Genomic DNA, 12,179 nt, shown 5'->3' with positions numbered 1-12,179 from the left:
TCCGTCGGCAAAGTCCTCATTCGCCGACGGGCGCGTGCTCCACCCCCGTGCGCACGCCGATCTCCTTCCAGAAACCGGCCCGGATGGCGTACCGGTCCCGCTCGTCGATCTGGTCGTCCTTGTGGGCGAGCAGGCCGAAGCGGGCGGCGTAGCGCAGCAGCTCCCCATCGACGCGGTGCGGGATGCGCGGGTACATCCCGGACAGTTTCTGCAGGTGGCTCTGGTCGCCGAGGCGCTCGACCCAGCGCCGGGCGAAGACCTGCCCCACCTCGTAGGGGTCTCCGCCGACGGTGGTGATGTCCTCCTCGCGGTCGGCCCACCGCTGCTCGGCCGTGGTCAGCTGGGCGAGCGTCGGCATCGAGGCGGCCTCGGGGGGCTCGGCCGGGGGCCGGTCGACCCAGCCCTTGTCGGAGGACCAGCGGAGGGTGGCGGAGGCGGGCTGCTGGGCGGGCTGGGGGCCGGGGGCGCGCAGGGCGGCGAGGTCTTTGGGCGTGGGGACGCCTTTGGCGGCGGGCGCCCGTTCCTCCGCGCCGTTCTGCCCGGCGCCGGCCGCGGGGTGCTGCGGCTGCGGGGCCGGGCGCTCGGCCGCGGCGGCGAGCGCGGACTCGGGCAGCGGGGCGGAGAGGATCGCGGCGATCTCGGGCCGGGTCGCGGGCTGCGGGGCGCACACGCCGGTGTGCTCCTTGGCGCGGACGGCCTTGGTGATCCAGGCCCGGTCCAGGACGCGCCGCTCGTCGGCCTCGGCGACCAGGTCCTCGGACTGGTTGTAGTCGCCGTCGGCGGCCTGCACGGCCCACAGGTGGACGGCGACGCCGTGCTCCTTGGCGGCCATCATGCCGGGCAGCAGATCGCCGTCGCCGGTGACGAGGACGACGTCTGAGCAGGCGCGGTTGCGGGCCAGCTCGGTGAGCTCGGCGTGCATCGCGGCGTCCACGCCCTTCTGCGCCCAGCGGCCGTCGCTGCGGGTCAGCGCGCCCAGCCGGACGGTGACCCGGGGCATCACGCGCAGCCTGCGGTGCTCGGGCTGCGGGACGCGGTCGGGCGCGCCGTCGAACCAGTAGATCCGCAGCAGCGGCTGCTGCGTGTCCGACTCGGCGCGTTCACGCAGCCCCTGGATGAGGGCGGTGTGGTCGACGGTGATCCGGGATCGTGAGGGTTCCCCGGCGAGGAGACTCGCCGCCGCCCCCAGCAGATACCCCGCGTCCACCAGGACGATGCAGCGGTCCACACGACTCACCCTCTTCCCGGGAGGTTTGCTTCGGGCTTGCTTCGAGTCTGCCCGACGGCGCGGAGGTTAACGGCCGGAACTCGATCTTCGGCGTGGCGTTTCGCTCCGGCCCGCTCCGACTGCCCCTGTCACGCAGGGTAATTGTCCGACATGCGATCGTTGTCGGCCTGTGTGAATCTGGTCCCGGCCCTGGCCCCTAGATCCCCCACAGGAGGCATCACCATGGCCAAGAACAAGAACCGTGACCGTAAGCAGCAGCGTCCGACCGAGCGCGGGCAGCGGGCGGACCGCAGCCCCGCGGCCGAGGCTGAGCCTCAGCCCGAGGTCGAGCTGACCCCCGGCGACGTGGCGTCCCGCAAGCGGAAGCGCAGCTTCGGCCACAACTGACATCTGCGTAACGGGTTGTTGAGACCCACCCACCTGCGCGAGGGGCGTACCAGGTACCGGGTACGCCCCTCACGCGCGTCAAGAGCCCGCTCCCGAGCCCGGCGTCAGCCCGCCAGGCAGGACGGCCCGAGCAGCACCTTCAGATCGCCGAAGAGCGCCGGGTCCGGCTTCACCCGGTGCCGGTCCAGGCGCAGCACGGTCGTCTTGGTCGGCCCCTGGAGCTTGATCCGGACCTCGCTGTCGCCCTTGTGGTGGCTGAGGACCTCGCCGAGGCGGCTGACCAGCGGCGGGGTGACCCGCGTGGCCGGGATGGTCAGGACGACGGGCGCGTTGGTGCCCGCGTTCGACAGGTCGGGGACCTGCAGCTCCATCGCGACCAGCCGCGGCACGTCCTCGCGCTTGTCGAGGCGGCCCTTGACGAACACCACCGCGTCCTCGACGAGTTGGGTCGAGACGAGCTGGTACGTCGCCGGGAAGAACATGCACTCGATCGAGCCGGCGAGGTCCTCGACGGTGGCGATGGCCCAGGCGTTGCCCTGCTTGGTCATCTTGCGCTGGAGGCCGGAGATGATGCCGCCGATGGTGACGACCGCGCCGTCCGCGTGCTCCCCGCCGGTCAGCTGGGAGATGCCCGCGTCGGCCTTGTCGGACAGGATGTGCTCCAGGCCGAACAGCGGGTGGTCGGAGACGTACAGACCGAGCATCTCCCGCTCCTGGGCGAGCAGATAGGTCTTGTCCCACTCCTCGGTGGTGAACTCCACGTCGAGCCCGAAGCCCGGCTCGCTGCTGTCGGCCTCGCCCATGCCGCCGAAGAGGTCGAACTGCCCCTCGGCCTCCTTGCGCTTGACCGCGACCACGTTGTCGATCATCGGTTCGTACTGCGCGGTGAGGCCCTTGCGGGTGTGGCCCATGGCGTCGAAGGCGCCGGCCTTGATCAGCGACTCGGTGGTGCGCTTGTTGCAGACCACCGCGTCCACCTTGTCGAGGTAGTCCGGGAACGAGGTGTACTTCCCCTTGGCCTTGCGGCACCTGATGATCGACTCGACGACGTTCGTACCGACGTTGCGGACGGCGGAGAGGCCGAAGAGGATCACGTCGTCGCCCTGGGCGGCGAAGTTGGACATCGACTCGTTGACGTCCGGCGGGAGCACCTTGATGCCCATGCGGCGGCACTCGTTGAGGTAGACGGCCGACTTGTCCTTGTCGTCCTTCACGGACGTGAGGAGCGCGGCCATGTACTCGGCGGGGTGGTTCGCCTTGAGGTACGCCGTCCAGTAGGAGACGAGTCCGTACGCGGCGGAGTGCGCCTTGTTGAACGCGTAGCCGGCGAAGGGGACCAGCACGTCCCAGAGCGCCTGGATGGCCTCGTCGCTGTAGCCCTTCTTGCGGGCGCCCTCCTGGAACAGCACGAAGTTCTTCGCCAGTTCCTCGGGCTTCTTCTTGCCCATCACGCGGCGGAGGATGTCGGCCTCGCCGAGCGAGTAGCCGGCGATGATCTGGGCGGCCTTCTGCACCTGCTCCTGGTAGACGATCAGGCCGTAGGTGACGTCCAGGACCTCCCGGAGCGGCTCCTCCAGCTCGGGGTGGATCGGCGTGATCTCCTGCTGGCCGTTCTTGCGCAGCGCGTAGTTCGTGTGGGAGTTCATGCCCATCGGGCCCGGGCGGTACAGGGCCGACACGGCGGAGATGTCTTCGAAGTTGTCCGGCTTCATCAGCCGGAGCAGGGAGCGCATGGGGCCGCCGTCGAACTGGAAGACGCCGAGGGTGTCGCCGCGCTGGAGCAGTTCGAAGGTCGTGGGGTCGTCGAGCGGGAGGCTCAGGAGATCGATGTCGATCCCCTTGTTGGACTTCACCATCTTGACGGCGTCGTCCATGATCGTCAGGTTGCGCAGGCCCAGGAAGTCCATCTTCAGCAGGCCGAGCGACTCACAGCTCGGGTAGTCCCACTGCGTGATGGTCACGCCGTCGGTGTGCCTGACCCAGACCGGGACGTGGTCGGTGATGGTCTCGCTGGACATGATCACGCCGGCGGCGTGCACGCCCATCTGCCGGACCAGGCCCTCGACGCCCTTGGCGGTGTCGATGACCTTCTTCACGTCCGGCTCGTTCTCGTACATCGCCCGGATCTCGCCCGCCTCCGAGTAGCGGGGGTGCTCGGGGTTGGTGATGCCGTCGAGGTTGATGCCCTTGCCGAGGACGTCGGCGGGCATGGCCTTGGTGAGGCGGTCGCCCATCGCGTACGGGTAGCCCAGCACGCGCGCGGAGTCCTTGATCGCGTTCTTGGCCTTGATGGTGCCGTACGTGCCGATCATGGCGACCTTGTCGGCGCCGTACTTCTCCGTCACGTACCGGATCACCTCGACGCGCCGGCGCTCGTCGAAGTCGATGTCGACATCGGGCATGGAGATGCGCTCGGGGTTGAGGAACCGCTCGAAGATCAGGCCGTGCGGGATGGGGTCGAGGTCGGTGATGCCGAGGGCGTAGGCGACGATCGAGCCGGCCGCGGAACCTCGGCCGGGGCCGACCGCGATGCCCTGCTTCTTGGCCCACATGATGAAGTCGGCGACCACGAGGAAGTAGCCCGGGAAGCCCATCGAGATGATGGTGTCCATCTCGTACTCGACCTGCTTCATGCGGTCGTCGGGGATGCCGTCCGGGAAGCGGCGGTGCATGCCGCGCATGGTTTCCTCGCGGAACCAGCTGACCTCCGTGTACCCCTCCGGGATGTCGAACTTGGGCATCAGGTCGCGCTTTTCGAACATGCCCGTGGTGTCGACCATCTCGGCGATCAGCCGGGTGTTGGCGCAGCCCTCCTGCCAGGCGTCCGAGGAGTCGATGGCGTACATCTCGTCCGTGGACTTCAGGTAGTAGCCGGTGCCGTCGAACCTGAAACGGTCCGGGTCGGAGAGGTTCTTGCCGGTCTGGATGCACAGCAGGGCGTCGTGGGCGGACGCCTCGTGCGCATAGGTGTAGTGCGAGTCGTTGGTGACCAGCGGGGGGATGCCGAGCTTCTTGGCGATGTCCAGCAGGCCGTCGCGGACCCGGTGCTCGATCTCGATGCCGTGGTCCATCAGCTCCAGGAAGTAGCGGTCCTTGCCGAAGATGTCCTGGTAGTCGGCGGCGGCCTTGAGGGCCTCGTCGAAGTGGCCGAGACGCAGCCGGGTCTGGACCTCGCCGGAGGGGCAGCCGGTGGAGGCGACGATGCCCTCGGACCACTTGGCGATGGTCTCCTTGTCCATCCGGGGCCACTTCTGCAGCCAGCCCTCGGCGTACGCGTCCGAGGAGAGCCGGAAGAGGTTGTGCAGGCCGGTCTTGTTCACCGCCCACATCGTCTTGTGGGTGTAACCACCGGAACCGGAGACGTCGTCCCGTTTCTGGTGCGGCTGGCCCCACTGGATCTTGCGCTTGTTGCGGCGGGACTCGGGCGCGACGTACGCCTCGATGCCGATGATCGGCGTGACCCCGGCCTTCTGCGCGGAGTGGAAGAAGTCGTACGCCCCGTGGAGGTTGCCGTGGTCGGACATGGCGATGTGCGACATGCCCATCTCGTTGCACGCGTTGAACATGTCCTTCAGCCGCGCGGCACCGTCCAGCAGCGAGTACTGGGTGTGGACGTGCAGGTGCGTGAACGGCGGCTTTGACACGGCTGCGGCCTCCAGGGAAAACATACGTCGAATGGGGCCCGACAGGCTGCGGACAGTCTGGGGGACAGCGTCGAAGTCTATGCCTCGCCAGTGACACTCGGGGGCCTGACCCGCGTACCTTCGTGCGGGGCTCGCGGGCACTCCCGCGGACCGCCGCACGTTAGGCGGAGGACGGACCCGCCGTCCTCGCACGTACGCACCAGGAGGCACCCAGCGATGTCGTTCCCGCAGCTCGACGACGAGCACCGCGGTGAGGAGATTCTCGCCGTCTTCGACACCGCCTTCGGCGAGCTCCTGGCCGCCGACCCGGCCGCGTTCCGCGTGAAGTTCCGGAAGATGGCGGCCTCGGCCTTCGCGTTCTACCGGGGCACGGCAGCGCTCTTCTACCACGACCTGGACGAGGAGAAGCAGGGCGGCCCGTACCTGGACGAGCGCACCTCGCGCGTGTGGATCCACGGCGACCTGCACGCGGAGAACTTCGGCACGTACATGGACGCCAACGGCCGCCTGATCTTCAACGTCAACGACTTCGACGAGGCCTACGTCGGCCCCTTCACGTGGGACCTGAAGCGCTTCGCCGCCTCCATCGCCCTCATCGGGTACGCGAAGGCGCTCAGCGACGAGCAGATCTCCGAGCTGGTGACGATCTACGCGGTCGCGTACCGCGAGCGGATCCACGCCCTGGCCACCGGCGCCAAGAGCGACGAGGTGCCCCCGTTCACGCTGGACACGGCACAGGGCCCGCTGCTGGACGCGCTGCGCGACGCCCGGTCGCTGACCCGCTTCGGGCTGCTGGAGTCGATGACGGAGATCCGCGACTTCGAGCGCCGCTTCGCGTCCGGGGGCGGCTCCGTCGAGCTGGACGCGGCCACGCGCTACAAGGTCCTCGCCGCCTTCGACGGCTACCTGGAGACGCTCCCGGACAGCTCGCTGGCCCGCCCGGACTCCTACCGCGTGAAGGACGTCGTCGGCCGGCGCGGCATCGGCATCGGCTCGGCGGGGCTGCCGTCGTACAACATCCTGCTGGAGGGCCACAGCGACGCCCTGGAGAACGATGTGGTGATCTACATCAAGCAGGCCCAGACCCCGGCCGTCTCCCGGCACATCACGGACCAGGCGATCCGTGACTACTTCCAGCACGAGGGGCACCGCACGGTCATCTCCCAGCGCGCCCTCCAGGCGCACGCCGACCCGTGGCTGGGCTGGACGGAGCTGGACGGCGCGGGCCAGCTGGTCGCCGAGGTCTCGCCGTACGCGGTGGATCTCGACTGGGGCGACATCGACGACGCGGAGGAGATCGCCCAGGTGGTGGCCGACCTCGGCCGGGCCACGGCCACGATGCACTCGGCGGCGGACGACCAGTCCGGCGAGTCCCTGGTGCCGTTCTCCACGGAACGGGCCATCGACGCGGCGATCGCGGCGGACGAGGAGGGCTTCGCGCCGCTGCTGATCGACTTCGCACACGGCTACGGCGCACGCGCGCGTGCCGACCACCAGACCTTCGTGGACCTGTTCCGCAACGGCCGGATCCCGGGTCTGTAAGGACCCCTGAGCCGGGGCTTTGGCCGTCCGCTCTCTCACAGGCATCCTTTAGGGGTCCCTTACCGGCCCCCGTGACAGACTCTCCTCTCGCTATGGACATATCCGGGATCCCGCTCAGAGCCGTACGCGCGGCGCTGTTCACGGCAGTGGTCGTGACGCTCAGCACCGCGTCGCACGTGCTGCTGTCCCAGGTCCCGCTCCCGACGGGCACGGTGGCCGCGGTCGCCGCCACCGTGTTCGTGATCGCGTACGCCCTGGCGGGGCGAGAGCGCTCCTTCGGACGGATCGCGGCCCTGCTGATCCCGCTGGAACTGGCCGCCGACACGGTGTTCACCACGGGACAGCACGCCTGTTACGGCCGGTCGGGCGGCCCGGTCGCCGGACCGCTGCGGTCGGTCGGCCTGGACGTGCTGTGCGGGGGCGGCGAGATCGGCACACCGCTGGCACGGATGGCCGGGGCCACCGGCACCGACCGGCTCGCCGCCGCCGTCGTGCACGCCGACCCGGCCACCGCCTGGCTGCTGCTCGGCGCGCACATCGGCGTGGGGCTTGCCGCCGCGGTCTGGCTGCGCCGGGGCGAGCGGGCCCTGGCCCAGCTGCTGCGCGCCGTGGGGGCGACCACCTTCCGTCCGCTGCTGCTCGCGGTCGCCGCGGTGACGGTGAGGCGGGCCCCGGCCGGGCGCCGGCTGCCGTCGCGGGCCCCCGACCGCACGCCCACCGCCCGCGAGAGGATCCTCGCCCACTGTCTGGGACGACGTGGACCGCCGTGCTCGCCCGCCTTCGCGTGAGGCGCCTTTCGAGCACCGGCAGTCCCCCTTACGTATTGCGCACACGACCTGTGCGCGTCCCCGACGGAGAACATCACCATGAGCAAGCGGAACACCCAGGCGGCGAAGACGGCGGCCCGTGAGCGGCTGCGCATCGAGCGCGAGCGCGAGGCCAAGCGGGCGAAGGCGAAGCGGCAGATCATCGTCGCCGCCTCCATCGTCGGCGTCCTCGCGATAGCCGGCGGCATCGGCTACGCGGTCGTCCAGGCCAACAAGCCCACCCACTGGGAGGCCCAGAAGGACGCCAAGGTCGTCGCCCCGGCCCACACCACGGGAGCCAAGGGCACCACGGTCGTCATCGGCAAGGACTCGGCCAAGAAGACCCTGAAGGTCTACGAGGACCCGCGCTGCCCCGTATGCGCCCAGTTCGAGCAGACCGTCGGTCCGACCGTGAAGAAGGACATCGACGACGGCAAGTTCAAGATGCAGTTCATCGGCGCCACCTTCATCGACAACAAGGACAACGGCGAGGGCTCCAAGAACGCGCTGAGCGCCCTGGGCGCCGCGCTGAACGTCAGCCCCGAGGCGTTCCTCGACTACAAGGCCGCCCTGTACTCGGCGAAGTACCACCCCGAGGAGACGACCGACAAGTTCAAGGACGACAGCTACCTCATCAAGGTCGCGAACACCGTCCCGGAGCTGAAGGGCAACAAGAAGTTCCAGGACGCGGTCGAGAAGGGCACCTACGACGCCTGGGCGATGGCCATGTCGAAGACCTTCGACGACAACAAGGACGGTGTCACGGGCACCCCGGGCTTCGTCATGGACGGCAAGCAGCTCACCGCCGACAACCAGGGCACGCCGCTGATGACGGTGGCCGACTTCAACAGGGTGGTGGGCGAGGCCCTCAAGAAGTGACGGCAGGTCGGGGACCGGCCGGCATGTGAAGAGCGGGCGAACTTCCTTCAGTTCGCCCGCTCCGTTGCATACCGACCAGTAACCTGATCGCTCGTGACCAGTCGATACAGATCATCGAACACGTCCGAGGGCCTCAACTCCCTCATCCCGCGCCGCCGTACGGTCGTCAAGGCCGCGGCGGCGACCGCTGTCCTGGCCGGGCCGCTGGCAGGGACCCTGCCCGCGCGCGCCGTCGAACAGGCTCCCGCCTTCCTGCACGGCGTCGCCTCCGGTGACCCCCTGCCGGACGGCATCCTGCTGTGGACCCGTGTGACGCCCGTCCCGGAGGCGATACCCGGCTCCGGGCTCGGGCCGGACACCGAGGTGAGCTGGGTCGTCGCCAAGGACAAGGCGTTCACGACCGTCGTCGCCAAGGGCTCCACCACCGCGACGGCCGCCTCCGACCACACCGTGAAGGCCGACATCCGCGGCCTGGAACCGGCCACCGACTACTGGTTCCGCTTCTCCGCCGGGGGCACCGACTCCCCCGCCGCCCGCACCCGCACCGCCCCGGCGGCCGACGCGGCCGTCACGGGCCTCCGCTTCGGCGTGGTCTCCTGCGCCAACTGGGAAGCCGGCTACTTCGCCCCGTACCGCCACCTCGCCGCCCGCGGCGACCTGGACGCCTGGCTGCACCTCGGCGACTACATCTACGAGTACGGCACCGGCGAGTACGGCACCCGCGGCACGGTCGTCCGCCCGCACGCCCCGACCCACGAGATCGTCACTCTCGCCGACTACCGCGTCCGGCACGGGCGTTACAAGACGGACCCCGACCTCCAGGCCCTGCACGCGGCGGCCCCGGTCGTGGCGATCTGGGACGACCACGAGTTCGCCAACGACGCCTGGTCGGGCGGCGCCGAGAACCACACCGAGGGCGCCGAGGGCACCTGGTCCGCCCGCCAGGCCGCCGCCAAGCAGGCCTACTTCGAGTGGATGCCGGTGCGCCCGGCGATCGCGGGCACCACCTACCGGCGGCTGCGCTTCGGCAAGCTGGCCGACCTCTCGCTGCTGGACCTGCGCTCCTTCCGCTCGCAGCAGGTCAAGGTCGGCAACGGCGAGGTCGACGACCCGGACCGCACGCTCACCGGCCGCGCCCAGCTCGACTGGCTCAAGGCGGGCCTGAAGGCGTCCGACACCACCTGGCGGCTGGTCGGCAACTCGGTGATGGTCGCGCCGTTCGCCATCGGCTCGCTCTCCGCCGATCTGCTGAAGCCGCTGGCCAAGCTGCTGGGCCTGCCGCAGGAGGGCCTCGCCCTCAACACCGACCAGTGGGACGGCTACACCGACGACCGGCGTGAACTCCTCGCCCATCTGCGCGCGAACGCGATCCGCAACACCGTCTTCCTCACCGGCGACATCCACATGGCCTGGGCCAACGACGTGCCGGTGGACGCCGGTACGTACCCGCTGTCCCCGTCGGCCGCCACGGAGTTCGTCGTCACCTCGGTCACCTCCGACAACCTCGACGACATGGTCAAGGTCCCTCAGGGGACGGTCTCCGCGGTCGCCGCACCCGTGATCCGCGCCGCCAACCGGCACGTCCAGTGGGTCGACACCGACCGCCACGGCTTCGGCGTCCTGGACATCACGGCCGAGCGCGCGCAGATGGACTACTACGTGATCTCCGACCGCGGGCGGCGCGACGCGACCGCCACGTGGTCCCGCTCGTACCGCACGCGCAGCGGCACGCAGAGGATCGAGCGCGTCTACGACGCCGTGTGAGCCCCGGGTAACCGCCGGCTACAGGCTGTCGAGGAAGCCGAGCGCCACCCGCCAGGTGGCCTCGGCGGCCTCCTCGTCGTAGTCCGGCAGATCGGGGTCGGTGTAGAGGTGACCCGCGCCCGCGTACCGGTACACCTCGACGTCCGCGCCGGTGCGGCCCATCTGGAGGTACCAGGCGCTGAGCCAGTCGTCCGTCTCGAACGGGTCGGGCTCCGCCACGTGCAGCTGGACCGGCAGCTCGTCCACCGTGACGCCCGGCGCGATGTCCGACGTGCCGTGCAGGAGCAGCAGCCCGCGCGCCTTGTCGTCGCCGAGGGCGAGGGTCTGGGCGATGGAGGCGCCGAGCGAGAACCCGGCGTACACCAGCCCGCGCTCCGAGTAGGGCGCGGCGGCCAGCACGGCCCGCTTCAGCAACTCGTCCTTGCCGATCTTCTCGTTGTGCTCCATGCCCTCCTCGACCGAGTCGAACGTGCGTCCCTCGAAGAGGTCGGGCGTCCACACCTCGTGTCCGGCCGCGCGCAGCCGGTCGGCGGCCTGGAGCACCGCGGGCCGCAGCCCATGGGTCGAGTGAAAGAGCATGATGTTCATGAGCCCATGGTGCCAGCCGGGTGTGACAGGCCGGGATCACGGCACTACCCAGGACGCCGCCGAAGTCACATGTTCATGAGCCCCGCGAGCCGGTTAGGTTCGGGGGCATGGAAAACCTGCTACGACCGCTGATCGTGGTCGGTGGCTCGGTCGTGCTCACGCTGGTGATCGGCTGGGCCACCGACTTCCTGCTGCGCAAGGCCGACGAACGGCACCACGAGACCCCGCTGTGGGGGCTGCTCCGCCGCGGCCGCATCCCCTACCAGCTCGTGCTCCTCGCGGCCCTGCTGAGAGGGGCGTACGACGAGGCACAGCTGCTGGAGAGCCGCAGGGAGGGCATCGGCCAGGCGCTGACCCTGGTGCTGATCGGGTCGACCGCCTGGCTGGTGATCCGTATCGCGTCGGCGATCGTCGAGACGTCGTACAGCCGGTACGCCCATTCCCGGGCCCAGCGGGACCCGGCCAGGGTCCGCCGGGTGCGCACCCAGGTGACGCTGATCATGCGGGTGGTGTCGGCGATCGTCGGCGTGGTGGCCGCGGCGAGCATGCTGCTGACGTTCCCGGCGTTCCGCGCGGCGGGTGCCTCGCTGCTGGCGTCGGCCGGCATCCTCGGCATCGTCGCCGGCGTCGCCGCGCAGTCCACGCTGAGCAACATGTTCGCGGGGTTCCAGATCGCCTTCGGCGACATGGTGCGCATCGGGGACACCGTCGTCGTGGACGGCGAGTGGGGCACGGTCGAGGAGATCACCCTGACGTTCCTGACCGTGCGCACCTGGGACGAGCGGCGGATCACCATGCCGGTGTCGTACTTCACGTCCAAGCCGTTCGAGAACTGGTCGCGCGGCACGCCGCAGATGACCGGCACCGTCTTCTGGCACGTCGACCACACGGCCCCCGTGGAGGCGATGCGCGAGAAGCTCCGCGACATCCTGCGCGAGTGCCCGGCCTGGGACGGCCGCGCCTACGACCTGTCCGTCACGGACACCACCCCGAACACCCTGCAGGTGCGGGCCCTGGTGACCGCCAAGGACGCGGACGACATCTGGACGGCACGGGTCACGGTCCGCGAGCAGATGGTCCGCTGGCTGACCGAAGAGCATCCCTACGCCCTGCCCCGGGTCAACACGGCGGACGCGACCGCGCCCCCGTCCCGCAACGGCCACCGCCCGTCCCAGGACGGCGTCCCGCACCAGCAACGCCGCTACCACGGCTCTGCGAGGCCGGAGCGCTGAGAGTGTGAGGGAAAGGGGGTCCTGAAAGCCCGTCAGCCGCCAACGGCGAATGTCCCCCACGGGAAACCAGGACCCCTCGACCCACGGCTACGGGCGCCGCGCGGGCGGG

General features: G+C 69.9%; 9 protein-coding genes. 6 read left to right on the top strand and 3 right to left on the bottom strand.

The window, feature by feature from the left end:
• Positions 1-16 precede the first annotated feature (16 nt).
• Complete coding sequence (locus AC07F0_RS14225) at positions 17-1,228, bottom strand: NYN domain-containing protein (RefSeq protein ID WP_478978437.1); 1,212 nt, start codon at positions 1,226-1,228, stop codon at positions 17-19.
• A 222-nt stretch (positions 1,229-1,450) separates the two neighbouring features.
• Between AC07F0_RS14225 and AC07F0_RS14220 the strand changes: the two genes are divergently transcribed.
• A complete protein-coding gene (locus tag AC07F0_RS14220) occupies positions 1,451-1,615 on the top strand; it encodes a hypothetical protein (protein WP_020277572.1) in 165 nt (54 codons plus the stop codon).
• Between the two features lie 104 nt (positions 1,616-1,719).
• Here the strand turns inward: AC07F0_RS14220 and dnaE are convergent, their stop codons facing one another.
• Positions 1,720-5,259 carry a DNA polymerase III subunit alpha gene (gene dnaE / locus AC07F0_RS14215; RefSeq protein WP_478978434.1) on the bottom strand — a complete coding sequence of 1,180 codons (3,540 nt, stop codon included), beginning with the start codon at positions 5,257-5,259 and terminating at the stop codon, positions 1,720-1,722.
• Positions 5,260-5,475: 216 nt separating this feature from the next.
• Between dnaE and AC07F0_RS14210 the strand changes: the two genes are divergently transcribed.
• From AC07F0_RS14210 to AC07F0_RS14195, 4 genes are all read left to right on the top strand, one after another.
• A complete protein-coding gene (locus tag AC07F0_RS14210) occupies positions 5,476-6,801 on the top strand; it encodes a DUF2252 domain-containing protein (protein ID WP_436728060.1) in 1,326 nt (441 codons plus the stop codon).
• A gap of 92 nt (positions 6,802-6,893) precedes the next feature.
• The gene (locus AC07F0_RS14205; protein WP_478978431.1) at positions 6,894-7,589 is read left to right on the top strand and encodes a hypothetical protein; all 696 of its coding nucleotides are present in this window, start codon (positions 6,894-6,896) and stop codon (positions 7,587-7,589) included.
• Between the two features lie 78 nt (positions 7,590-7,667).
• On the top strand, positions 7,668-8,486 hold the full coding sequence (locus AC07F0_RS14200; RefSeq protein ID WP_478978428.1) for a DsbA family protein: 819 nt from the start codon (positions 7,668-7,670) through the stop codon (positions 8,484-8,486).
• 93 nt (positions 8,487-8,579) lie between these two features.
• Complete coding sequence (locus AC07F0_RS14195; protein ID WP_478978425.1) at positions 8,580-10,250, top strand: alkaline phosphatase D family protein; 1,671 nt, start codon at positions 8,580-8,582, stop codon at positions 10,248-10,250.
• A gap of 18 nt (positions 10,251-10,268) precedes the next feature.
• Here AC07F0_RS14195 and AC07F0_RS14190 read toward each other — a convergent pair whose 3' ends face one another.
• Entirely contained in the window at positions 10,269-10,838 is a 570-nt protein-coding gene (locus tag AC07F0_RS14190) for a dienelactone hydrolase family protein (RefSeq protein ID WP_436728056.1), read from the bottom strand.
• A 107-nt stretch (positions 10,839-10,945) separates the two neighbouring features.
• Between AC07F0_RS14190 and AC07F0_RS14185 the strand changes: the two genes are divergently transcribed.
• Entirely contained in the window at positions 10,946-12,070 is a 1,125-nt protein-coding gene (locus tag AC07F0_RS14185) for a mechanosensitive ion channel family protein (protein ID WP_478978422.1), read from the top strand.
• Positions 12,071-12,179 lie beyond the last annotated feature (109 nt).

The organism is Streptomyces sp. NPDC045955 (genome assembly GCF_056430805.1).
Note: the sequence above shows the minus strand (reverse complement) of the source record. Positions and strands in the feature narration are given on the sequence as shown.